Source organism: Arthrobacter sp. ov407, assembly GCF_900102895.1.
In the GTDB taxonomy this organism is placed as follows: domain Bacteria; phylum Actinomycetota; class Actinomycetes; order Actinomycetales; family Micrococcaceae; genus Arthrobacter.
The window spans coordinates 164,101-187,059 of record NZ_FNGD01000001.1 but is presented as its reverse complement, the minus strand read 5'-3'; the positions used below and the strand labels follow the sequence as shown (position 1 = coordinate 187,059).

Below are 22,959 nucleotides of genomic sequence, written 5' to 3'. Positions count from 1 at the left end.
GCGTCATGTGCCGAGATATTCGCCACTAAAAGCTGGGTCCCAAACATCAAACGTCTAACCTTTAGTTATGGCTAGCAGCACGGCGGTTTCCGCACTTTCCCAGACAGCTCCACCCGGCGCGGTCCGCCCGCGCGGCGTAATCGTGGCCGGCGTCGTGGCGCTCGTGCTCATCGGGCTCAACCTGCGCGCAGGGATCACCGGCGCCGCCGCGCTCTTCCACGACCTGCAGGCTGTCCTCGGCTACGGCCCGCTGATCGCAGCCCTGATCCCCTCGATCCCCACGCTGTGTTTCGCGGTGGCCGGAGCTGCCACGTCCTGGCTGACCCGGCAGCTGGGACTGGAAAAAGCCATCCTGCTCTCCCTCGTGATGCTGGCGGCGGGGCTGCTGCTCCGCGGCGTCCCGTCCACCGGGATGCTGCTGGCCGGCACCGTGGCGGGGATGTCCGGGCTGGCCATCTGCAACGTGGCCATGCCCTCCTTCATCAGGGTGCACTTCGCGGACCGCACGTCCCTCATGACCGCCGTCTACACGTTGACCATGACCACAGGCGCCACAGTCACCGCCGTGCTGATCGTTCCGGTGGCCCAGGCCCTTGGCTCACCCTCGGCGGGCGTCGGCTCGATCGGCTTCCTGGCCCTGGTCGCCTGCCTCGGCTTCCTCCCGATTGCGGTGCACGCCCACCGCAACGCATCCGCCGGCAAGGCAGCCCGGGTGTCCCCATGGCCCCTGCTGCGGACCCGCACCGGCGCGCTGATCACCCTCGGCTTCACGGTGCAGGCGCTCCTGGCCTATGCCGTGCTCAGCTGGTTCCCCTACATGCTGGTGACGATGGGCCTCACCGCCTCCGACAGCGGACTCATGTTCGGACTCATGCAGCTGGTCTCCGTCCCCGCCGGCATGGTGCTGGTCGCCATCGGCTCACGCCCCCGGATGCTGCGGACGGCGTTCTACCTGGCAACTGTGACCATGGCCCTCGGCGTCCTGGCCATGCTGGTCCTGCCGGCTGCCTGTGCACCACTGACCGCGGTGCTGCTGGGCTTCGGCCTCGGCATCTTCCCGCTGGTCATGGTGATGATCAGCCGCAGCGGCCGCACGACGGCCGAGACCACCGCGCTGTCCACTGTGGCCCAGTCCGCCGGGTATCTGCTGGCGACCCTCGGGCCGTTCGGCATGGGCCTGCTGCACAGCGCCACCAACTCCTGGACGCTGCCCTTGGCCCTCCTTCTGGCAGTGGCCCTCGGCCAGATCGCGGTAGGCCACCTCCTGTCGGCGGGACCGAAGGAGCTGCGGGCCAAGGAACTGCGGGCAAAAGAACTGCGGGCCGCCGCCTCGCACTCTTCAGAAGGAACTTCGCACACCTCAGAAGGAAACCGGCCATGACACTCACTGCCTCGCACCGGCCACCGTTGGCGGAGGAAATCACTGCCAAGCTGCGGGCCCTGATCCACTCGGGCGAGTGGACGCTGCAGCAGCGCATTCCGGCCGAACCTGAGTTGATGGCCGCGTTTGGGGTCTCCCGCGGCACCCTGCGCGAGGCCATCAAAGCGCTCGCCCACAGCGGAATGCTCGAGGTCCGCCGCGGGGACGGCACGTACGTCCGCGCCACGAGCGAGATCGCAGGCGCCACGCAGCGGATGTATGAGGACCACTCCCAAGAACACATCCTTGAGGTCCGGGTCGGGCTGGACACCCAGGCGGCCCGGCTTGCTGCCCGTCACGCGACGGCGAACGACCTCACCGCCCTGCGCGGCTTGCTCACCGCACGCCGTGTCGCCTGGCTGGCCGAGGACTATCCCGCGTGGGCCCGCGCCGACTGGGATTTCCATGTGCGCGTGGCACAGGCATCCGCCAACCCGCTGCTGCATGAGCTGTATGTCAGTTTCGGCAGCGTTTTCCACAATGACCTGCTCCGCCAGCAGCGGCGGGGAGGCTTCAACGGCCTGCCCCTTGAGGGCCACGACGAACTCGTGGCCGCGATTGCCGCCCGCGACGAGGCTGCCGCCGTCGAGAGCGTCACCCGGAACCTGAACTCCTGCGCGGAATGGCTCCAGGAGTAGTCTCCTAGGGTTTTCCCAAGGTGACCGGAAGATGCTCTGTCTTGGTGGCGGCCGCCACCCGCGCACCGGCCTCGCGGCCAGGCTCGCGGGCACGCGGAGTCCCGTCATCATCGGCGTCAACGCCGAGTCCAGACGGCCGGCCCCTGCGCCCAGCAGCAGGGGCCGGCTGGACTGTTGAGCCGGGTTCCGCGGGCACTTCAATAGGGTCTTAGTGCCGTAGACCGCGCTCCGACCTCGGTCAACACTAAGAGGGGTAGGACGCCGCGCGAGGGTGCCCGCGACTGGGGTGTCTGCACTTCCGCCCCACCCCCGGGGACTAAAGTGCCGGTCGCATCGAATTTGTAGGGCCGCTGCTGTGATTTGCTCCAGCGAGTTCGCCGCGAGGAGGTCGATGGTGGGCAAGAAGAAGAAAAAGAGCAAGAGCGCCGACGGAGAAGACGAGCGCGCCGGCAAGAAGATGCGCCGCAAGAAGTACGAAGCGGAGATGGCTGTCCTGCAAGGCGAGCTGGTTGCCATGCAGGAGTGGGTGAAGTCCACCGGAGCCAAGGTCTGCATCGTCTTCGAGGGCCGCGACACGGCCGGCAAGGGCGGCACGATCAAGCGCATCGTCGAGCGGGTGAGCCCCCGGGTGTTCCGCGTCGTGGCGCTCCCCACCCCGACAGAGCGGGAGAAGTCGCAGATGTACCTCCAGCGCTACATGTCGCACTTCCCGGCGGCGGGCGAGGTAGTCATCTTTGATCGCAGCTGGTACAACCGTGCGGGCGTGGAGCGCGTGATGGGCTTCTGCACCCCGGAGCAGACCCAGAAGTTCCTCGACCTGACTCCGATGGTTGAGAAGGCGATGGTCGACTCCGGCATCATCCTGCTCAAGTACTGGCTGGAGGTCAGCGCGGACGAGCAGACCCGGCGGCTCACGAGCCGCATGGACGATCCCCGCAAGACCTGGAAACTGTCTCCGATGGATCTCAAGTCCTACAAACGGTGGTACGACTACTCCCGGGCCAGGGACGCCATGTTCGAGGCGACCGACACCGCCTGGGCACCGTGGTACATCGCGCACAATGACATCAAGAAGCGTGGCCGGCTCAACATCATCAGCCATATTCTCAGCCAGGTGCCCTACGAGCCGTTCCCGGGACTCGACGTCGAGCTCCCGAAGCGCCAGAAGGCTGGCGATTACAGCGAGCCGGCGCCGGCCGTCCGGCACATCCCGACCCCATTCTGAGCAGCGCCCCGGCAACGAGGAGGAAGTCATGACCGACAATCCCGGAGCAGCAGCAGAGTTGGCTGAGACCGACGCGGACGCTACGTGGTACGCGTTCTCACCGGCGGAGGCCGCGAGCCGGCTGGGCGTGGATCCGTCCATCGGGTTGAGCACGGCCGAGGCGGAGCAGAGGCTGCAGGAGCACGGCCCCAACGCCCTGGCAGCCGCGAAACAGGAGCCGGTGTGGAAACGGTTTTTCAAGCACTACCAGGACTACATGCAGATTGTGCTCGTGGTCGCGGCCTTGGTCAGCCTGGTGATCGAGGAGTACGGGACCGCCGTAGGCCTCGCCGTGCTGACGCTGTTCAACGCTTGGTTGGGCTATCACCAGGAGGGAAAGGCCGAGGCGGCCGCCGCTTCCTTGGGGCAGATGATGAAGTCGATGGCCAAGGTGCGCCGCGACGGCGACGTCGTGGAGCTCACCGCCGAGCAGATCGTGCCCGGGGACATTGTGGTGGTCGACGCCGGCGACCGGGTCCCGGCCGACGGGCGGGTGATCCTGGCCGCGACCCTGCAGATCGAGGAGGGCGCCCTGACCGGGGAAAGCGTCGCGGTCGAGAAGGACACCGCGGCCATCAGGCGGCACGACGTAGGCATCGGAGACCGCGTGAACATGGCGTTCATGAACACCAACGTGACTCGGGGCCACGGCGAAATCCTTGTCACCACCACGGGAATGGGCTCTGAGGTCGGCCACATCGCCCACATGTTGTCCGGACAGAAAGTGGAGAAGTCCCCGCTCACCAAGCAGGTGGACCGGCTCACCATTTTCATCATCCTCGCGGCACTTTTCGCCTTCGTCGCGATCGTGGTGATGGGCCTGGCCCAGGGCGAATCCTTCGCTGTGCTCTTCGGGATCGGTGTGGCGTTGGCAGTCGGCTCGATCCCTGATGCGCTGCCCGCCGTCGTCACCACGATCCTGTCCGTTGGCTCGGTCAACATGGCGAAGAAGAATGCCATCATGAAGGTCCTGCCCGCGGTCGAGACGCTAGGCTCCACGTCTGCGATTAACTCGGACAAGACGGGCACCCTGACCCTGAACCAGATGACGGTGCGCGAGGTCACCACGGTCCAGCATCATTACACCGTGAGCGGTGAGGGCTACAGCTTCGACGGCCAGGTCCAGCGGACCGATGGCGACGCCGAGCGGGACCTGGACTACGTGATGTTCTCCTGCGCATTGTGCAACGATTCCGACATCCAGGACGGCGAGGTCGTCGGAGACCCCACGGAGGCTGCACTGTTCGTGCTCGCGCAGAAGGGCGGCGTGGACGTCCGGGAGTTCCGCAGGAACAATCCGCGGGTGGCGTCGGTGCCCTTCGACTCCGACTACAAGTTCATGGCCACGTTCCATCTGATGCCCGGTGCCCACGGCCGGCCCGTGATCCGCGCCTACGTGAAGGGGGCGCCCGACGTCCTCCTGGGCAGATCATCGTTCGGCCGGATGCCGGGCGGCCGCGCCGAGCCCCTCACCGAGGAGATGCGCGCGAAAGTGCTCGCCGAGAACGACCGCATCGCCGGCCAGGGCAGGCGGGTGCTCGCCCTGGCCCAGCGCGAGTTCGACCCCGCGACGTTCCAGCCATCCGGCGATCTGATGGCGCTCATGCAGGACTTGGAGATTTCGGCACTGATCGGCGAGGTCGACCCGCCGCGGGCCGAGGCGGTGGCCGCCATTGCCAAGGCCAAGCACGCCGGCATCCGGGTCCGGATGATCACCGGCGACCACGCCGTCACGGCGGCGGCAATCGCCGACGAACTGGGCATCAGGGGCCGCGCGGTGACCGGTGCCGAGTTCGCGGCGATGAGCGACGCGGAAGCCGACAGCGAGGTGGACGGGATCGGCGTGATCGCCCGGGTGGCGCCCGAGCACAAGGTCAGGCTGGTCGAGGTGCTCAAGCGCAAGGGCAACGTGGTCGCCATGACCGGTGACGGCGTGAACGACGCGCCGGCCATTGCCGCGGCCGATATCGGGATCGCGATGGGCATCACGGGCACCGATGTCGCCAAGGGAGCGGCGAAGATGATCCTGGCCGACGACAACTTCGCCACTATCGTGACCGCGGTCGAGCAGGGCCGGCTCGTGTATGACAATCTGCAGAAGTTCATCCGCATCCAGGTCGCCAACCTGTTCATGTTCATCCTGGCCTTCATCGGCTCGTCGGCGTTCGCGATCGCCGGCACGGCGCTGCTCAGCCCGGCGCAGGTGCTGTGGATCCACATGGCGATCGTCGCCCCCATTGGGGCCGTGATGGGCCTGGACCTCGCGACGCCGGGCATCATGGACCGCAAGCCCCGGCCATTCAATCAGCCGATCATCGTCCGGTCGATGATGGTGCGCCTTTTCGTCGTCGGGCTGTTCATGGCGGCCGCGACGCTGGTCCTCGTGCAGATTGGCAAGACGAGCTACGGGTCACTCGAGGTGGGCCAGAGCATGGCCCTGGTTGGCCTGGGGCTCATGAACATCACCGTCGCCCTCAACCTGCGCTTCCCCACGGAGAGCGCCTTCGGGCCGTCCACCCTCTCCAACCCAAAGCTGCTCTGGGCGTTCGCTTGGGCAGTGGTCGGTTCGATGCTGATCACCCAGATGCGCGTGATGCAGGACCTGTTCGGCACCGTCCAGCTGAACGGTGCGCAGTGGCTGGCCTGCCTGGTGCCGGCCGTGGTGCTGCTCCTCCTTGGCGAACTGTTCAAGCTGATCCTGCGGGCCACGCGGCCGAAGGAACTGGCCAGGCACCAGGCTGCGCCCGTTCCTGCCTGACCTCGCCTGCAACGCTGAGGGCCGGAACGCGATGTTCCGGCCCTCAGCGGTCTGTGGTGGTTCTGACGTGCGGCTGCTAGCGAACGAGGCCCTTGAAGACGTTCTTGGGGCGCTGCATTTCGCCGTGCTTGGCGCCGAGAACAATCACCCAGCCGGCGAACACGGGGATGGCCCACTGCAGGATCTTCAACTGCTGCTGCGCGGAACGGAGTTCTTCGGAGGCCGCCGGCTTGGGCTCGGTGGCCCCCTTGGCGCCCTCGGCGGCCAGCTTCTCCACCTTGGCTCCCTGCAGGCCGGCGTACAGGGTCACAGCGGCACCGGCAAGGGTGACGATTGACTTGTAGACGCTCAGGCGGGTGACGCCGTCCTGCTTGGCCATCCGTCCCTTGTTCTCCCAGATGACGGCGAGTCCGGAAAGAAAATGCGCCCCGAACGCCGCCGTCTGGTACGGCGCCCACTTCTTCCAGCCCAGGCTTGACAGGCGGGTACGTTCCGCCGGGTCCTTGGCTTCGGCCGTGGCACCGTTGAGCCCTATGGCACCCATCAGCGAACCGCCGAACCAGGCGGCTGCCGTCAGGTCATGAATGGATCGGGCAACAAGATTACCTGCCATGTTGAGCTTCCTATCGTCTGTCTTCTGATCCGAATCGCGGGGGCAGCGAAGCTGCCGGTCCGCGGCATGTCCATGAGCGGGGCCATGACTCGGCTATAGTAAGCACACTTACCAACAACGCGATAGTCCAAACAGCTGCCGCTTCGCCCCGCGTAGAATCGGTGCCATGGGCACAACCCCCTTGGGCACAACACCGTTCCGTCGGACCGGATGAGGAATAGCCGCATCAACATGGCAAAAGAAGAGTCCGGGATCGAAGCCGCCATCGGCGACGCTGCCGATACCGCCGAGGCGGCGTCGAACAGCCCTTGGCTCGACGTCGTCGCACGTTCGGGATTCGCCGTAATGGCTCTGCTGCATATCGTGATCGGGGCCATCGCCGTCGCCCTGGTCCTGGGCGCGCCCGGCCAGGCCGAACCCACCGGCGCCATCGAACAACTCGCCGCCAACCCCTGGGGTCCAGCCGTGATGTGGGCGGCCTGCATCGCCTGCGGGGGGCTCTCGCTCTGGCAGCTGAGCGAAGCAACCCTCCGGGGCCGCCACCTGCCGCGCAAGGAACAGCTGGGCAAACTCATTTCCTCCGGCTTCCTCGCCATCGCGTACGGGAGCGTCGGGCTGAGCTTCGCGGGCTTCGCGCTCGGCCAGCGCGGCGATTCCGGCGACTCAACGCGGGACTTCAGCACTGCCCTGGTCCATTCCCCGTTCGGGGTTCCGGCCCTGGTAGGCCTCGGGCTGATCATCATTGGGATCGGCGTGTACTTCATCGTCAAGGGCTTCGGGAAGAAGTTCAAGGACGAACTGCACCACTTCGAAGGGACCCACCGCGGCAAGCTGATCAGCGTGCTCGGAGTCACCGGCCACGTCGCGAAAGGACTGGCCCTGATCCTGACCGGGCTGCTCTTCGTCATCGCCGCGGCCACCAACAACCCCAGTTCTTCCACCGGCCTGGACGGCAGCCTCAAGGCACTCCGCGACCACCCCTTCGGCCCGTACCTGCTCCTGGCGATCGGGGCGGGGTTCATCGCCTACGGCGCGTTCGCCCTGGTCCGGGCACGCTTCGGCCGGATGTAGCGGCGCCGGGCAGAACTAAACCGGCGCCGGGCAGAACTAAGCCGGCGCGGCGCTACTGGCCTGCGGCCTTTCGCAGCGGAACCACATCGCCTTCCTGGTACAGCAGGGCGCGAATCTCGGACTCGGCGGAATCCCGCCGCTTCGGGTCGATTGTCTCCCCCGCCGCGAAGTGGTCCAGCAGCCTTGGATCCACATAGCTCTTCCGGGCGATCGACGGCGTGTTGCCCAGGACCGCGGCCGCGTCCTGCATGGCGCGGCTCACCGCGCTCTTCCGGGCTGAGACTTTCGCCTGCGGGCCGCTCTGTGCCAGGCTGACGGCTGCCGCCGCCGTCCCCCGCAGGGTGCGGAAGTCCTTGGCGGTGAAGTCCTCCCCCGTGCGCTCCTTGACGTACTCATTGATGTCCGCGCTCGACACCGGATGCCAGCTGCGGCCCTCCTTGTACGCCAGCAGCCGGGCCTTGCCGCCGCGCCGCTTGAGCTGTCGCACGACGGCGGCGAGGTCGGCGTCGTCGATCCGCGACTCCCAATTCTTGCCGCTCTTGGCCGGGAAACTGAGCCGGAGTTCGTCCTTGCGCACCTTGACGTGCGCGCAGAGCAGGGTGGCGAGGCCGTGGCTGCCGTTTTCGTTGGTGTAACGCTCCGAGCCGACCCGCAAAGACCCGCTGTCGAGCATCCGAAAGGCGGCCGCCAGCACCCGTTCCCGGGTCAGCCCTTCGGAGCGCAGGTCCATGGTCACCAGGCGGCGCGCGGCCGGCAGGGTCTCGGCCAGCTGGAGCGAACGGTCGAACTTCAGCCGGTCCTTCCGCTCACGCCAGGTCGGATGGTAGATGTACTGCCGCCGGCCCACCGCGTCGACTCCCGTTGCCTGGATGTGCCCGTTGTCGTACGGGGCAATCCAGACGTCCGTCCAGGCCGGCGGGATCCCGATACCCTCCAGCCGCTCCCGCACAGGCCCGGGCGGCAGGGTGGACCCGTCCAGGTCCTTGTAACTGAACCCGGTCCCGGCGGGGACACGGCGGTACCCGCGGCCGGACGCGTTGCTGTGACGGAGCCTCATTGGCTGGCCCCGGGCGAATCGTGCTCATCCATGACGGTAAGCCTACTGACTACCGCCCGGGTTTCCACGCACAACAAACAACGCGGGGTCACTTCGCGCCCATAATCCCGTCCGGGATGGGCGCGAAGTGACCCCGCGTTGTTCTGCGTGGAGGCTAGACCTCGACGGCGGCGCCGCGGGAGATCTCCACCATGTCCTCGCGGGGCACCACCTTGATGCGCTCGCGCTGGACGGCGACACCGTGCGACTCACCGGCCGCGCTGGCTTTGTCGCCCAGGGCGCGCTCGTGCTCGTCCAGGGCCAGCCAGCCTTCCCAGCTGGTGTACTCGACGCCGCGGCCGGCCAGGAGTTCGACGATCGCCTCCGGGGCGGGTGTGGCGGCCAGGGGCAGGTTTTCGCGGTCCTCGAGCAGGTAGGTCACGGTTTCGAGGGCGTCACCCTTGGTGTGGCCGATCAGTCCCACCGGCCCGCGCTTGATCCAGCCGGTCGCGTAGATCCCCGGAACATGGGTGCCGGCGGCATCCAGGACGCGGCCGCCGTCGTTCGGGACAACACCCTTGCTGTGGTCGAACTCGACCTCGGGGAGGGCGGAACCGAAGTAGCCGATGGCGCGGTAGACGGCCTGGACCGGGTAGTCGACGAACTCGCCGGTGCCGCGGGCGTTCCCCGTGCCGTCCAGCTCCGTGCGCTCGAACTTGATTCCGGCGACGCGGCCGGGGGCCTCGGCGTCGTCGTAGACCTCGACCGGACTGTGCAGGAAGTGCAGGTGCAGGCGGCGGGAAGCCGTGAGCTCGGAGAGGTCCTCGGGCTGCTCGGCGATCCAGTTGGTGAGCGTGCCCACCATGGTTTTGGTCTGGTTGTTGCTCTGGATCTGCCGGTCGGACTCGGCGTCGAACTCGAAGTCCTCGGCGTAGAGGATGATGTCCACGTCCTTGGAGTGGGAGAGTTCGCGCAGCTCCAGGGGCGTGAACTTGACCTGGGCCGGGCCGCGCCGGCCGAACACGTGCACGTCCGTGACGGGCGAATCCTTGAGGGCCCGGTACACGTTGTCCGGGATTTCGGAGACCAGGAGGTCGTCGGCGTGCTTGGAGAGCATGCGGGCCACATCCAGGGCCACGTTGCCGTTGCCGATCACGGCGATTTCCTTGGCCTCCAGCGGCCATTCGCGGGACACGTCGGGGTGGCCGTCGTACCAGGACACGAAGTCGGCGCCGCCGTAGGAGCCTTCGAGCTCGATGCCGGGGATGTTGAGGTCCGCGTCCTTGATGGCGCCGGTGGCGAAGATCACGGCGTCGTAATGGGTGCGGAGGTCATCGATGGACAGGTCCGTGCCGTAGTCCACGTTGCCGAAGAACCGGATGTCGCCGCGGTCCAGGACCTTGTGCAGGGCGTTGACGATGCCCTTGATGCGGGGGTGGTCGGGGGCCACGCCGTAGCGGATCAGGCCGTAGGGTGCCGGGTAGCGGTCGAAGAGGTCGATGCTGACGGTGAGCTCGCCGCTCTTGACGGCCTCGCTCTTGGTCAGGATGTCCGCGGCGTAGACGCCGGCGGGACCGGAGCCGACGACGGCGACGCGCAGCGGGCGGGCGGCGGTTCCTACAGGGGTGTTCGTTGACACGGCTGTGTTCCTTTTTCTTCTGCATCCGTTGCTCCACAAACGCCCTTTTGAGGCTTGATAACGGCAGTTGTGGAGCAATCGACGGGTGTTAGGGGGTCAGTACACGGGTCTTGGTGGTACGGGGAGCGTTCGGGGCGGTGGTGCTGTAGTCCGCGGTCTTGAAGTGCGACGGCGCGAACGGGCTGACGCGGACCACGTCGCCGATCACGATCACGGCGGGGTTCGCGACGCCGACGGCCTCCGCCTGGTCCGCAATGGTCCCGAGAGTTCCGATGGTCACCCGCTGGTTCGGCAGGTATCCATTCTCTACGATGCCAACAGGCGTCCCCTGAGGCAAACCGGCGCGGGCCAGGGAGGCTGCGGAATCGCGCAGCTGGCCCACGCCCATGAGCAGGATCACAGTGTGGTCGGCACGGGCGGGGACTTCGGAGAGTTCCTCGTGGCCGGTGACCACGCTGAAGCCCTTGGCGAGCCCGCGATGTGTGACCGGGATGCCGGCGGCGGCCGGGACGGAAATGGCCGAGGTGACGCCGGGAACCACTTCGACCTCGACGCCGTGCTGCCGGCAGAATTCGGCTTCCTCGCCGCCGCGGCCCAGGACGTACGGGTCGCCGCCCTTGAGCCGGACCACGCGGTGGCCCTGCAGGGCCTCGTCGACCAGGATCCGGTTGATCTCGGACTGCGGCACCGGATGGTGGCCGGGGGTCTTGCCGACCTCGATCACGCGGACGTCGGGGGCCAACTCGGCCAGGAGTTCACGCGGGCCGAGCCGGTCCGCCACCACGACGTCGGCCTGGCCCAGGAGCCGGCGGCCGCGGACGGTGATAAGTCCGGTGTCGCCCGGTCCGCCGCCCACGAGGGCCACCGAGCCCGTGGCTGCACCTGTGCCGGAACCACGGTGCCGGCGCAGCGGCAGGTCTCCGGTTTCCAGGGCGGTGGCGACGGCGTCCCGCAGGGCCATGGCACGGCGCGGGTCTCCCCCGGCGTTGACGGCAATCTTGACGTCGTCCACCACCGCGACGGCGGGCGTCCAGGCGGCGGAAGCTTCGTGGTCGGAGGCGTTGACGCACCAGATGCGCTGCGCCTCGGCGTCGGCGGCCACCTGGGCATCCACGGCGGCGTCGCCTGTGGCGGTCTGGACGAACCAGACGGCGTCCACGTCGGACGCGCGGTAGGTGCGCGGCTCCCAGGTGAGGAGGCCGGCGTCGGCGAGGTCGGACAGCGCCGGGCAGGCGGCGGGGGCGACGACGGTGACGCGGGCTCCGGCGTCGAGCAGTCCCTTGGCGCGCCGCGCGGCCACGGGCCCGCCGCCAACCACCAGCACGGGACGGCCGAGGAGGCGCAGCGCCGTGGGGTAAATGTCCTGAATTGCCATGCATCGACGATAGGGCGGCGTCACATGGCGGAACAACGGTGCGGAAACACCCGTTCACGCAAGGTAATGCCGCGTCACATAATTGGCGGGCATATGTGCGCAGGCTGGGAGCGGTCCGGGGGCACTTTGACGCCTGGAACAGTTATCTCGGGCCAGAATGACGGCGCGTCCGTGTCAATGTGCCCCCGCCCCGCAGGGAGCACAGGTCTCGGCCTACTTCACGGCGATGAGTTCGATCGGCCGGATGTCCGGATCCTTGGCGAGCAGGGACGGACCGTGTTGGCCGAGGGCGGCTGGAATGGCCCCGTTGAGGTGGGCCTGCCGGTCCTCCTCGGTGTCAAAAGTGTCGAAAATGCCGAAGGTGTTCTCGTTGACCCGGAACGCGTACCAGGTCCTCGTGCCCGGCTCGGTGAGCACTATCTCGCGGCCTCCGTTGAGGAAGTCCCAAACTTCCTGTTCCTTCCCCGGCTTGGCCTCGACCAGAGCCAGCAAGCCAAATTTCGGTGCCACGGCTACCTCCTGAACAGTTGTGGGATGGGGCCGAACGCCGGCCTTGTGGTGAGTCTAGGCACGCGGTTTCGGCGGAACAAGGGGCCGCCAGCGAACAGTAGAAAGCCCGACGGCCAGCATCGCCGTCGGGCATTTTGTGTTCCGGCAAGACCCCGCACACTTACCGGGTGTGATAAGCCATACAATTTACTCCGGCCGGGCTCTCCGGTCAGTCTCAACATGGGGGAAGGGGACTTCGTTGTCTCTGCACGAAAACGTCCGTACTCGGGCGCGCCCTGGCCGTATGACCAGGGCAGTAGCCACAGCCGGGAGCATCGCACTGCTCGCCGGTCTTCTGATGGCTCCGGCAGCACAGGCGCTGCCGATGGAAACAGACACTATCGCCGAACAGCCGGCACCTGCACCTGTGGGCCCGGCCACCGAGGTACCGGCACCGGTCGACCCGCCTACCGAAGCACCGGCACCAGTCGACCCGCCTACCGAAGCACCGCCGGTGGAAGTAACGCCCGCCGCTCCGGAAAACGTCAGCCCGCCGGTTATTGAGGGTGACCCTGTTGTAGGTGGCACTCTCACCTCGACGGGCGGCCAGTGGAACGGCGCCGGCTGGATCAAGTACAGCTGGATCGTCGACGGTGTCACAGTTCAAGCGGCCGACCACGCGGTTGGCGACGCTGACGTGCTTCGCATTGATCCGTCCATGACAGGCAAGACGGTCCAGCTAACGGTGCTGGCGTCGCTGGAGGCCCAGGGGCCCGGCACCCAGCTGGCCGCCTCGCCGGTAACGGTTCGTCCGGGAACCTTCGTGGCGGTCAGCTGGAGCAACGCCGTAGCTGGGAAACCCGTCGTCGGGCAGACGTTGTCGCTCAGCGTACCGACGTGGAGCAACACTCCGGTCCAGGGTGCCGCAATCGGCTACCAGTGGTACCGCGGAGCTGGTTCCATCACTGGTGCGACCGGGCCGAGCTACACGGTGACTGCCGCCGATGACGCCCAGAAGCTCTGGGCCAAGGTGACGCTCTCCGCGCCGGGATTCACCTCAGTGATGTTGACTTCTGCTCAAGTCACCGGTGGGAAGGGAAGCTTCGCGTCGGCGCCGGTACCGACGGTCAGCGGTGTCGCCAAGGTGGGCCAGCTGCAGACCGCCAATGCGGGCACGTGGGCGCCGACCGGTGCCACGCTGTCCTACCAGTGGTACCGCGGAACGGCAGCCATCGTTGGCGCAGTCAGCCGCGCCTACACCACCACTGCACTCGACTACCGGAAGACGCTCAAGGTGAGGGTGCGTGCATCCAAGTCCGGCTACACAACGCTGGACCGCTACTCGGCTGCCCGCTCGATTGCTGCCGGGACCATCGTGGCCACCAGGTCGCTGACGGTAGTCGGAACCCACCGCTACGGACAAACGGTGAAGGTTTCTCAGGGGTGGACTGCCGGTTCAACCATCCGGTACCAGTGGTACCGGAACGGAGTCGCTGTCAGGGGCGGGACCGGTTCCGCCCTGTACCTTAACAGCGGCTACATCGGCGCCCGGGTGAACGTAAGGGTCACAGTCTCCAAGGCCGGATACACGACCCGCTCGGCCACCACTCGGGCAATCTCCGTGGGCAAGGCAGTAATCACGTTGAAGTCAGCCCCCAGGGTCACCGGGGCAACGTCTCGGGGCTCGATCCTGACGGCCAACGTCGGCACCTACGCGCCGGCACCGTCGGCCTACGCCTACCAGTGGTACCGCAACGGCGCCGCGATCTCCGGCGCCCGCTACCGCACCTACCGTCTCAATGCCGCGGACAACGGCCGCTCCATCACGGTCCGTGTGTCTGCCAGCCGGATCTACTCGGACACCCGGGTCACCATGAGCCCGGCCCTGAAAGTGCCTGTTTGGCCGGTGACGGTCCTTCGTGGTGACGGCACGTATCGGGTCGGAACCCAGATCAAGCCGGGGCTGTACAAGGCAACGGGGACCGGCAGCGGATGCTACTGGGAGGCTGTCAGTGGATTCTCCGGCAGCCTGAGTCAGATCAATGCCAACTACTTTGGAACGGCCCGGACATACGCCCAGATCCTCCCGGGAGACGTCGGGTTCAAGTCCGACGGCTGCGGCTCGTGGACCACCGTCCCTTCCACCGGGGCCAAGTCCACTCGGATCACGACCGATGGCACATACCGAGTCGGCATCGACATCCTGCCCGGAACGTACTACGGATACAGCGCCGGAGACTCCTGCTACTGGGCCACGCTCAGCGGTTTCCGGGGTGCATTGGACGACATCATTGACAACTACTTCGGCGCGGCCTGGACCATCGTCACAATCCCGGCCGGAACAAGGGCCTTCGAAGTCAGCGACTGCGGCACCTTGACGCGCCGCTAGTACCTCACGAGCACGACAGCAGGGCCCGACGGCGATTCCCGCCGTCGGGCCCTGCTGCTGTCTGACGCCGACCCCGCGTTGCTTGGGGCGATGGGGACCTAGCGGGTGCTGCCGGAGAGGAGGCCCCGACGGCGGAGCAGCCGCTTTTCGATCGGGGCGAAGACGAGCAGTTCGATCAGGATGCCGACGGCGAGGATCAGCAGGATGGCGGACATCGCGATGGTCATGTCGGACAGGTCACGGCCCTGATTCAGCATGGAGCCGAGCCCAAAGCCGATCGTGCCGCCCACGGCGATGATTTCCGCTGCCATCAGCGAGCGCCACGAGAACGCCCACCCCTGCTTGAGGCCGCCGAGGTACCCGGGCAGGGCCGCCGGCAGGATGATCTGCAGGGCCAGCTGAAGCCGGGACGCACCCAGGACCTTTCCGACGCTGCGGTACTGCGGGGGAATCTGGTCCACACCAGAGATCAGGCCGTTGATAATCGAGGGAATTGCTCCCATGAAGACGACGAAATACACCGTGGCGTCGGTGAGGCCGAACCAGAGGATGGCTGCCGGCACCCAGGCCACGGACGGCAGGACCTGCAGCCCGGAAATCAGTGGACCGAAGGCCCGGCGCAACGGTGTCACCTGGGCCAGGAGGAGCCCCACCGGAGTCGCGATGACCACACTGATCAGGAAGCCCACGACGCCGCGCTGCAGCGAGGTCCAGACAGCCTCCTGCAGCGTGCCCTCGCCCCACAGGGTTCCGATCTGGCCGATGACATCCAGCGGGCCGGGCACGATGTCGCGCCGCTTGAAGCCAAGGGACACGTACAACTGCCAGAGGATGACCAGCACCGCGAGCGCAGCCACCGGCAGCAGGATCCGGCTCCAGTCGATGCGGACCTTGCGGATGGAGTCGGACTGCAGGGAATCGAGGCCCGCCTCGAGCTCGCGCAGGTCTTCCTTGCCGGTGGAGGAACGGGTCAGCGCCGCGGTGACCTTGCGGGTCTCGGCCGGGGCTTCCGCCACGGGAAGTTGGTTACTTGGCATGGCGGCGGATCTCCTCGCGTAGCCGGGCGGTGATTTCGCCGGTGAGCTGGCCGGCCAATCCGGCGTCGGTGCGGTGTTCTTCGCTGACGTGCCATTCCCGCACCACGCGGCCGGGCCGGGAGGAGAGCAACAGCACCCGTTGGCCAAGCCGGACGGCCTCGCGGACGTTGTGGGTGACGAAGACGATGGTCCGGCCGGTTTCCTTCCAGATACGTTCGAGCTCGTCATGGAGCAGGTCCCGCGTGATCGCGTCCAGGGCCGCGAACGGCTCGTCCATGAGGAGCAGCTGCCGGTCCTGGGCCAGCGACCGGGCCAAGGACACACGCTGGCGCATCCCGCCGGAGAGTTCGTGGGGCCGTTTGTCCCCCGCCTCGCCCAGGTGCACCAGCTCCAGCAACTCCCCCGCCCGGACCCTTCGGTCGGCTTTCCCGACACCGCGCAGCTTTAGGGCCAGCTCGATGTTCTCCCGCGCGGTCAGCCAAGGAAACAGTGCCGCGTCCTGGAACATGAAGGCGGCGCCGTCGCTGGGCACTTCAAGGGCGCCCGACGTCGGGGCGTCCAGTCCCGCCATGATGTTGAGCAGGGTGGACTTGCCGCAGCCGGACGCACCGAGCAGGGCGACGAACTCGCCCTGCTCGATGGTGGCGTTGACGTCGTCCAGTACCGGGGCGCCGTCGCCGAAGCGCTTGCCCAGGTTTTCCAGTACGACTGGCATGGTCTGGTCCTTACTGTTGTGGCGGATGGCTGGAAGCCAAGGAGCTAGTCCCTGCCAAGCCCTTCGGCGGAGATCTTCTTGCCGGCCGCACTCTCCCCCAGGACACTGTTGAGGGCTGTGAGGTCGAAGATGCCGTTGATGTCGGCCTGCTTGGTGGTGCCGGCGTCGACGCCGTCCTGGAGCAGTTTCTTGTACGTCCCGGCTAGCGGGTCGGTGGTGAAGACAATGTTCTTCAGGGACCGGTCGATCACGTCGGCCGGCAACGCCTTGCCGGCGGCTGCCTTGAGTCCGGCATTGAGGACGGTGGCCTTCTCGGCGGCGGACGCCGCGTTGAGCCAGGCCACGGATTCAACATGGCCCTTGAGGAGCGCCTTTACGGTGGCGGGGTGCTCGGCCGCGAACTTCTTGTTGACGATCAGGATGGTGGTGACGAACTCGCCCTTCTTCCACAGGTCCTTCTCGTCGACCAGGACCTTCGCGCCGGCCTGGAGCACCAGGCGGGAGGCCCAGGGCTCCGGCAGCCACGCGCCGTCGAGCTTGCCGTCCTGGAACAGCTTCAGGGTCTGGGCGTTCTCGGTCGGGTTGATCGCGACGTCGCCGCTGCCGTCCGTGGAGGTCTTGAACCCCTGCTTGCCGAGCCAGGCCCGGAGCGCCACGTCCTGGGTGCCGCCGAGCTGAGGCGACGCGAGCGTCTTGCCCTTGAGGTCGGCCGCCGAGTTGATGCCGGGCTTGACCACCAGCTGCGCTCCGCCAGCCGTGGCGCCGGCGATGATGCTGATCGACTCGCCGTGGCTCTTGACATAGGAGTTGATGGCCGGGTTGGGGCCGATGTAGGTGGCGTCAATGGCGCCGGCGTTGAGGGCCTCGATCGCGGCTGGGCCGGCGTTGAAGACCTGTGTGCTGAGCTTGGTCTGGCCGAGTTCCTTGGCGACGAACCCCTTGTTGACACCCACCAGGGCCGGGCCGTGGGTGATGTTGCCAAAGTAGCCGAGCCTGAGCTCGGTGGCCGGGCCGGTGTCCGCCGCGGCCGCCGCCGGGGCGGTTTCCGGGCTGCGGGACAGCGAGGAGGCCACGGCTGCGCCGGCGCCGATCAGGAGCACCAGCCCTGCGACGAGGGCGATCTCCAGGGTGCGCCTGCGTTTGGGTTTGCCGGTCTCGCCAGCGACGATCCGGGTGGTACCGGGCTGCGTGCCGGGCTCGGGGTTTTCGGGGGTGCGTGACATGGGTGAAGTCCTGTTCTCGGGTGCGTGCGAAAGGGCCGGGCGGGATGGTCAGCGCCGGCGACATCGCCCCTGGAAGTCCCTGCGGGGGAGGCCGGGGAACCGTTCCTTTGTCTTCATTCATTCACCATAGGGAGTGTCATATTCGCCGTTCAACGGCCCGGAAACCGGGGGTCACGCGGGTTCACGCAGCGTCACATTCGGCCCCAAAAGACGGCAGCTTGTTTCCCGGACCGCCGCACAGGGCGACCGACCGGGAAACAAGCTGCGCCCGTGTGACACGTGGCCTAGATCGAGTAGCGCTCGTCCTCGTGGTCGCCGGGGTGGTCGTTGACCAGGCCCGCGGCGAGGGTGTTGCCGTCGAGCGGGTCGATCACCAGGAACGCCCCGGTGCGGCGGTGGTGCAGGTAGTTCTCCAGCGGAAGCGGCGCGGCCAGCCGAAGCTGCGCGTGCCCGATGTCGTTGAGTTCCAGGGTGGTGGTCGGCTCCAGGCCGAAGCTGGCGAGGTCCAGCTTGCCCGTCACGTTCCGGACCAGCGCCTGGACCGTGCGGGTGCCGTGCTTGACCAGGACCTTGGTGCCCTCCCGGAGCGGCTTGGGTGAGAGCCAGCAGAGCGCAGCATACAAATCGGCCGAAGCCTCCCGGATGGTCCCCGCGGCCGCGATCGTGTCACCGCGGGCGACGTCGAACTCATCCGCCAGGCGCAAGGCCACGGACTGCGGGGCCACGGCCTCGGTGAGCTCGTCTCCGGCAAAGTCGATGCCGGTCACGGTGGTCCTGCGCGGGGCTTGGCCCGGCGTCAGGATGCTGACCTGGTCCCCCACCTTCACGGAGCCCTCAGTGATCTGGCCGGCGTAAGCGCGGTAGTCCCGGTACGCCTCGGCGTCGAGCCCGCCGGCGATCGCGTCGGGCGCGAGCGCCCCCTGCGGCCGGACCACCAGCTGGACCGGGAAACGGAAGCTCTCCAGGTGGCTCTCGAGTTCGTCCGCAGCCGGCAGTGTTTCGAGGACTTCCAGCAGCGCCGGGCCGTCGTACCACGGGGTGCGCTCCGAGGCGTCGACCACGTTGTCACCGTCGAGGGCGGACACGGGGATGACCCGGAGATCTGCGACCCCGTCGGAACCCAGCCCGAGCTCGCGGCCGACCTGCTGGACGTCCGCCTCGATCTCGCGGAACACGTCCTCGCGGAAGTCCACGAGGTCGATCTTGTTCACGGCCACAATCACGTGCGCCACGCGCAGCAGCTGCAGCACCGACAAGTGCCGGCGCGTCTGCTCCAGAACACCCTTGCGGGCGTCGATGAGCACGACGACGGCGTCCGCGGTGGACGCACCGGTCACCGTGTTCTTGGTGTACTGCACGTGCCCGGGGCAGTCGGCGAGGATGAAGCTGCGGCGGTCCGTGGCGAAGTAGCGGTAGGCGACATCGATGGTGATGCCCTGCTCGCGCTCCGCGCGCAGGCCGTCGGTCAGCAGGGCGAGGTCGATCGCTTTTGTGCCGGTGGCCCCTTCGCCGCCGAACCCTCGGTCCGCGGAGGTGCGGGCGACGGCGTCAAGCTGGTCGGCAAGGATCGCCTTCGAGTCGTGCAGGAGGCGGCCCACCAACGTGGACTTGCCGTCGTCGACGGAGCCTGCCGTAGCGAAGCGGAACAGCGTGGTGGGCAGCGCCGCGGCAACGAGGTCCGGGCCCGGGAGAAACGTTTCCGTGCTCATTAGAAATAGCCGTCCTTCTTGCGGTCTTCCATGGCGGCCTCGGAGATGCGGTCATCGGCCCGGGTGGCGCCACGTTCGGTGATGGTCGAGGCGGCAACCTCGATGACGACGTCGCGCACGGTGGCGGCGGCCGATTCCACAGCGCCGGTGCAGGACATGTCTCCGACGGTCCGGTAGCGGACGGTCTTGGTGATGACTTCCTCGTGTTCGCGCGGCTGGGAGACTTCGCCAACGGCGCGCCACATGCCGTCGCGGGCAAAGACTTCGCGGTCGTGGGCGTAGTACAGGCCCGGCAGCTCGATGTTCTCGCGCTCGATGTAACGCCACACATCCAGTTCGGTCCAGTTGCTGATCGGGAAGGCCCGGACGTGCTGGCCCACGGTGTGCCGGCCGTTGTAGAGGTTCCACAGCTCGGGCCGCTGGTTGCGGGGGTCCCACTGGCCGAACTCGTCGCGCAGGCTCAGGATCCGTTCCTTGGCCCGGGCCTTGTCCTCGTCCCGGCGCCCGCCGCCGAAGACGGCATCGAACTTGTTGCGCTGGATCGCATCTAGCAGCGGGACGGTCTGCAGCGGGTTGCGGGTGCCGTCGGCACGCTCGGCCAGCTCACCCGAGTCAATGAACTCCTGGACAGAGCCGACAACCAGCTTCAGGCCCAGCCGTTCCACGGTGCGGTCACGGAAGTCGATGACCTCGGGGAAGTTGTGGCCGGTGTCCACGTGCAGCACCGGGAAGGGCACCTTGCCAGGCCAGAAGGCCTTGGTGGCCAGGTGCAGCATCACCACGGAATCCTTGCCGCCGGAGAACAGCAGCGCAGGCTTCTCGAACTCGGCAACAACCTCGCGGATGATGTGAATGGCCTCGGACTCGAGCGTGTCCAAGCTGGAAAGGCGTGAACCTGCGACGCCGATTGCCGCCCCCGCCCCTGCGCCGCGCGGCTGATCTTCGATCAGCCCAGCGCGCGGCTCCGACAGGCCCGATGCCACTCCCTGGGCGGCAATCGGCGTCTCAGCTGAGTCATTGTCCAGCACCGACAGCTCCAGGTCCTCGTTGGTGATTTGAGTTCTCATACGTGTAGTCCGCATTCTGTCTTGTCGGTTCCTGCCCAGCGTCCGGCGCGGGGGTCATCGCCGGGCGCCACCTTGCGGGTGCAAGGCTGGCAGCCAATGGACGGGTAGCCCTGTGAAAGCAGCGGGTTGACGGGAAGAAGATTGTCGTCGGAGTACTGCACCAGCTGGTCGAAGGTCCAGGCCGCCACCGGGTTGACCTTGACCAGGCCATTGGCCTCGTCCCAGGTGATCAGCGGCGTGTTGGTGCGGGTGGGCGCCTCGTCGCGGCGGACTCCCGTGAACCAGAGCTCGTAGCCGGCCAGGGTGCGGCGCAGCGGAGCCACTTTGCGCAGGGCGCAGCACTGGGCGGGGTCGCGGGTAAAGAGGTCCTTGCCCAGGAGCCGGTCCTGCTGCTCCACGGTGTTCTCCGGCAGCACGTCCACCACGTTGACACGCAGGTTGGCCGCCACCTCGTCGCGCGTCGCGTGCGTCTCCGGGAAGTGGTAGCCGGTCTCCAGGAACAGGACGTCGACGCCGGGGAGCTGGTCCGCGACAAGCGCCGGCAGGACGGCGTCCGCCATGGAGCAGGCGACGGCGACCGCGGGCAGCTCGAAATTGCGGGCCACCCAGGCGATGACATCGCGGGCGGGGGCGTCCCAGCCGAGCTCGGCGGCGCCGGCCTCGGCGAGGGCCTTGAGCTCGTCGTGGGATCGGAGCGCAACCGTCACTGGAGATCACCCTCCTCCGCGGCGAATGCCCACTCGGCGAAGCTTTGGCCCTCGGAGCGGTCGGCGACGAACTTCCGGACCACGCGTTCCACGTAGTCGGGCAACTCGCCGGCCGTGACCTTCAGGCCGCGGACGGTGCGGCCGAGGCCTGCCTCCTCGCGGCTGTCGGACGCCAGCCCGCCGCCGAGGTGGACCTGGAAGCCCGGGGTGGGGTCGCCGTCGGGCGTCGGCAGCATCATGCCCTTGAGGCCGATGTCCGCCGTCTGGATCCGGGCGCAGGAGTTGGGGCAGCCGTTGATGTGCAGGGACAGCGCCTGGGGCAGCTGCTTGCTCTCGGCGAGGTCGGCCAGGCGGCGCTCGAGCTCGGCAACCGCCGTCGCCGCCGTGACCTTCGTTTCCACGATGGCGAGCTTGCAGAACTCGATGCCGGTGCAGGCGATGGTGCCGCGGCGGAACACGGACGGCCGGGCGGACAGGCCCAGGGCGTCGAGCTCGGCCACGAGCGGGTCCACCTCGTCCTTGGGCACATCGAGCACTACGAGCTTCTGGTGCGGGGTGGTGCGCAGGCGCTGTGAGCCGCGGGCTTCCAGGGTGTCCGCGAGTTTGACCAGCTGGCCGCCGGAGAGGCGGCCGGCCAGTGGTGTGGCGCCGATGAAGAACTTGCCGTCCCTCTGTTCGTGCACGCCGATGTGGTCGCCGGGCGTGGACGGCTTGGGCGCGGCGGGGCCGTCGGAGAGCTTGTAGCCGAGGTATTCGTCCTCGAGGACCTGGCGGAATTTCACCGGTCCCCAGTCGGCCAGCAGGAACTTCAGGCGGGCCTTGGTGCGCATGCGCCGGTAGCCGTAGTCGCGGAAAATGCTGGTGACGCCGAGCCACACGTCGGCGGCCTGGTCCGGCCGGACGAAGGCGCCGAGGCGCTTGCCCAGCATCGGGTTGGTGGAGAGGGCGCCGCCCACCCAGAGGTCGTAGCCGATGCCGAGTTCGGGGTGGACCAGGCCCACCAGGGCGACGTCGTTGATCTCGTGCACCACGTCCTGGCTGGGGTGGCCGGTGATGGCGGTCTTGAATTTGCGCGGCAGGTTGGCAAGTTCCGGGTCACCGATGAACCGTTCGGCGAGTTCCTGGATCAGCGGCGTGGGGTCGATGATCTCGTCTTTGGCGATGCCCGCAACCGGGGAGCCGAGGATGACGCGGGGGACGTCGCCGCAGGCTTCCGTGGTGGACAGCCCCACGCCCTCGAGCCGGCGCCAGATCTCGGGCATGTCTTCCACCCGGATCCAGTGCAGCTGGATGTTCTGGCGGTCCGTGAGGTCGGCCGAGTCGCGGGCAAAGTCCACGGAGATCTGGCCGATGACGCGCAGCTGCTCGGTGGTGAGCGCTCCGCCGTCGATCCTCACACGGAGCATGAAGTATTTGTCTTCGAGTTCGTGCGGCTCAAGGGTGGCGGTCTTGCCGCCGTCGATCCCGGGTTTGCGCTGGGTGTACAGGCCCCACCAGCGGAAGCGGCCGTGCAGGTCGGTGCCGTCGATCGAGTCAAAGCCGTGCTTGGAGTAGACGGACTCGATACGCTCGCGGACGTTGAGGCCGTTGTCTTCCTGTTTCCAGGTCTCGTTGGCGTTCAGCGGCGTGGTGCCGTCCACTTTCCACTGCCCGTGCGGCTTTGCGGCCGGACGGGAGGGGCGTTTGGTGCGGCCGGCGGCAGCCTCGTCCGTGGACGCTCCGGCTAGAGCTGTATCAGTCATGCATCGACTGTAGGGGCGGCCGTAATGCCGTCACAAAGGTTCAGAAACGGGGAGTCACCTAGGGAAA

The 22,959-nt window shown here is 67.4% G+C and carries 18 protein-coding genes; 6 read left to right on the top strand and 12 right to left on the bottom strand.

What is annotated here, in order from left to right; translation table 11 throughout:
• The first annotated feature begins 67 nt into the window (after positions 1-67).
• From BLS42_RS00840 to BLS42_RS00825, 4 genes are all read left to right on the top strand, one after another.
• Positions 68-1,381, top strand: a complete 1,314-nt coding sequence (locus tag BLS42_RS00840) for an MFS transporter (protein WP_256336159.1) — start codon at positions 68-70, stop codon at positions 1,379-1,381.
• Complete coding sequence (locus BLS42_RS00835; protein ID WP_090575003.1) at positions 1,378-2,058, top strand: FadR/GntR family transcriptional regulator; 681 nt, start codon at positions 1,378-1,380, stop codon at positions 2,056-2,058. Before BLS42_RS00840 ends, BLS42_RS00835 begins: the two co-directional genes overlap by 4 nt.
• 391 nt (positions 2,059-2,449) lie before the next feature.
• Complete coding sequence (gene ppk2, locus BLS42_RS00830) at positions 2,450-3,283, top strand: polyphosphate kinase 2 (protein WP_090575000.1); 834 nt, start codon at positions 2,450-2,452, stop codon at positions 3,281-3,283.
• Between the two features lie 28 nt (positions 3,284-3,311).
• Positions 3,312-6,080, top strand: coding sequence for a cation-translocating P-type ATPase (locus BLS42_RS00825; RefSeq protein ID WP_256336158.1), 2,769 nt, complete (start codon positions 3,312-3,314; stop codon positions 6,078-6,080).
• Positions 6,081-6,156: 76 nt separating this feature from the next.
• Here BLS42_RS00825 and BLS42_RS00820 read toward each other — a convergent pair whose 3' ends face one another.
• A complete protein-coding gene (locus BLS42_RS00820) occupies positions 6,157-6,693 on the bottom strand; it encodes a hypothetical protein (protein WP_090574997.1) in 537 nt (178 codons plus the stop codon).
• 231 nt (positions 6,694-6,924) lie between these two features.
• Between BLS42_RS00820 and BLS42_RS00815 the strand changes: the two genes are divergently transcribed.
• The gene (locus BLS42_RS00815; RefSeq protein ID WP_090574994.1) at positions 6,925-7,764 is read left to right on the top strand and encodes a DUF1206 domain-containing protein; all 840 of its coding nucleotides are present in this window, start codon (positions 6,925-6,927) and stop codon (positions 7,762-7,764) included.
• Between the two features lie 52 nt (positions 7,765-7,816).
• On the opposite strand, the gene BLS42_RS00810 is transcribed toward BLS42_RS00815, so the two are convergent.
• From BLS42_RS00810 to BLS42_RS00795, 4 genes are all read right to left on the bottom strand, one after another.
• Positions 7,817-8,821, bottom strand: coding sequence for a DNA topoisomerase IB (locus BLS42_RS00810; protein WP_090574991.1), 1,005 nt, complete (start codon positions 8,819-8,821; stop codon positions 7,817-7,819).
• Positions 8,822-8,975: 154 nt separating this feature from the next.
• Positions 8,976-10,439 carry an FAD-dependent oxidoreductase gene (locus tag BLS42_RS00805; RefSeq protein ID WP_090574988.1) on the bottom strand — a complete coding sequence of 488 codons (1,464 nt, stop codon included), beginning with the start codon at positions 10,437-10,439 and terminating at the stop codon, positions 8,976-8,978.
• Between the two features lie 88 nt (positions 10,440-10,527).
• Complete coding sequence (gene cobA, locus BLS42_RS00800) at positions 10,528-11,814, bottom strand: uroporphyrinogen-III C-methyltransferase (protein ID WP_090574985.1); 1,287 nt, start codon at positions 11,812-11,814, stop codon at positions 10,528-10,530.
• Positions 11,815-12,027: 213 nt separating this feature from the next.
• Positions 12,028-12,324: a putative quinol monooxygenase gene (locus BLS42_RS00795; RefSeq protein ID WP_090574983.1), complete on the bottom strand. Its 297-nt coding sequence runs from the start codon at positions 12,322-12,324 to the stop codon at positions 12,028-12,030.
• Positions 12,325-12,607: 283 nt separating this feature from the next.
• Between BLS42_RS00795 and BLS42_RS00790 the strand changes: the two genes are divergently transcribed.
• Positions 12,608-14,692 (top strand): alanine and proline-rich secreted protein Apa, encoded by a 2,085-nt coding sequence (locus BLS42_RS00790; RefSeq protein WP_256336157.1) that lies wholly within the window; start codon positions 12,608-12,610, stop codon positions 14,690-14,692.
• Positions 14,693-14,790: 98 nt separating this feature from the next.
• On the opposite strand, the gene BLS42_RS00785 is transcribed toward BLS42_RS00790, so the two are convergent.
• From BLS42_RS00785 to BLS42_RS00755, 7 genes are all read right to left on the bottom strand, one after another.
• Complete coding sequence (locus tag BLS42_RS00785; RefSeq protein ID WP_090574980.1) at positions 14,791-15,729, bottom strand: ABC transporter permease; 939 nt, start codon at positions 15,727-15,729, stop codon at positions 14,791-14,793.
• Complete coding sequence (locus BLS42_RS00780) at positions 15,719-16,444, bottom strand: ABC transporter ATP-binding protein (RefSeq protein ID WP_090574977.1); 726 nt, start codon at positions 16,442-16,444, stop codon at positions 15,719-15,721. Before BLS42_RS00780 ends, BLS42_RS00785 begins: the two co-directional genes overlap by 11 nt.
• 44 nt (positions 16,445-16,488) lie before the next feature.
• Positions 16,489-17,667, bottom strand: coding sequence for an ABC transporter substrate-binding protein (locus tag BLS42_RS00775; protein WP_090574974.1), 1,179 nt, complete (start codon positions 17,665-17,667; stop codon positions 16,489-16,491).
• 284 nt (positions 17,668-17,951) lie between these two features.
• Positions 17,952-19,376, bottom strand: a complete 1,425-nt coding sequence (locus tag BLS42_RS00770; protein WP_090574971.1) for a sulfate adenylyltransferase subunit 1 — start codon at positions 19,374-19,376, stop codon at positions 17,952-17,954.
• Entirely contained in the window at positions 19,376-20,443 is a 1,068-nt protein-coding gene (gene cysD / locus BLS42_RS00765; RefSeq protein ID WP_256336155.1) for a sulfate adenylyltransferase subunit CysD, read from the bottom strand. Before cysD ends, BLS42_RS00770 begins: the two co-directional genes overlap by 1 nt.
• A complete protein-coding gene (locus BLS42_RS00760; RefSeq protein ID WP_090574968.1) occupies positions 20,440-21,150 on the bottom strand; it encodes a phosphoadenylyl-sulfate reductase in 711 nt (236 codons plus the stop codon). Before BLS42_RS00760 ends, cysD begins: the two co-directional genes overlap by 4 nt.
• Positions 21,147-22,892 carry a nitrite/sulfite reductase gene (locus tag BLS42_RS00755; protein WP_090574965.1) on the bottom strand — a complete coding sequence of 582 codons (1,746 nt, stop codon included), beginning with the start codon at positions 22,890-22,892 and terminating at the stop codon, positions 21,147-21,149. Before BLS42_RS00755 ends, BLS42_RS00760 begins: the two co-directional genes overlap by 4 nt.
• Between the last annotated feature and the right edge of the window lie 67 nt (positions 22,893-22,959).

Excerpts from the sequence above, each read along its gene's own strand:
- BLS42_RS00780 (WP_090574977.1), bottom strand. The coding sequence starts at position 16,444 with ATGCCAGTCGTACTGGAAAACCTGGGCAAGCGCTTCGGCGACGGCGCC.
- BLS42_RS00790 (WP_256336157.1), top strand. The coding sequence starts at position 12,608 with ATGACCAGGGCAGTAGCCACAGCCGGGAGCATCGCACTGCTCGCCGGT.
- BLS42_RS00785 (WP_090574980.1), bottom strand. The coding sequence starts at position 15,729 with ATGCCAAGTAACCAACTTCCCGTGGCGGAAGCCCCGGCCGAGACCCGC.
- ppk2 (WP_090575000.1), top strand. The coding sequence starts at position 2,450 with ATGGTGGGCAAGAAGAAGAAAAAGAGCAAGAGCGCCGACGGAGAAGAC.
- BLS42_RS00770 (WP_090574971.1), bottom strand. The coding sequence starts at position 19,376 with ATGAGCACGGAAACGTTTCTCCCGGGCCCGGACCTCGTTGCCGCGGCG.
- cobA (WP_090574985.1), bottom strand. The coding sequence starts at position 11,814 with ATGGCAATTCAGGACATTTACCCCACGGCGCTGCGCCTCCTCGGCCGT.
- BLS42_RS00840 (WP_256336159.1), top strand. The coding sequence starts at position 68 with ATGGCTAGCAGCACGGCGGTTTCCGCACTTTCCCAGACAGCTCCACCC.
- BLS42_RS00810 (WP_090574991.1), bottom strand. The coding sequence starts at position 8,821 with ATGAGGCTCCGTCACAGCAACGCGTCCGGCCGCGGGTACCGCCGTGTC.
- BLS42_RS00835 (WP_090575003.1), top strand. The coding sequence starts at position 1,378 with ATGACACTCACTGCCTCGCACCGGCCACCGTTGGCGGAGGAAATCACT.
- BLS42_RS00815 (WP_090574994.1), top strand. The coding sequence starts at position 6,925 with ATGGCAAAAGAAGAGTCCGGGATCGAAGCCGCCATCGGCGACGCTGCC.
- BLS42_RS00755 (WP_090574965.1), bottom strand. The coding sequence starts at position 22,892 with ATGACTGATACAGCTCTAGCCGGAGCGTCCACGGACGAGGCTGCCGCC.
- BLS42_RS00820 (WP_090574997.1), bottom strand. The coding sequence starts at position 6,693 with ATGGCAGGTAATCTTGTTGCCCGATCCATTCATGACCTGACGGCAGCC.
- BLS42_RS00825 (WP_256336158.1), top strand. The coding sequence starts at position 3,312 with ATGACCGACAATCCCGGAGCAGCAGCAGAGTTGGCTGAGACCGACGCG.
- cysD (WP_256336155.1), bottom strand. The coding sequence starts at position 20,443 with ATGAGAACTCAAATCACCAACGAGGACCTGGAGCTGTCGGTGCTGGAC.
- BLS42_RS00775 (WP_090574974.1), bottom strand. The coding sequence starts at position 17,667 with ATGTCACGCACCCCCGAAAACCCCGAGCCCGGCACGCAGCCCGGTACC.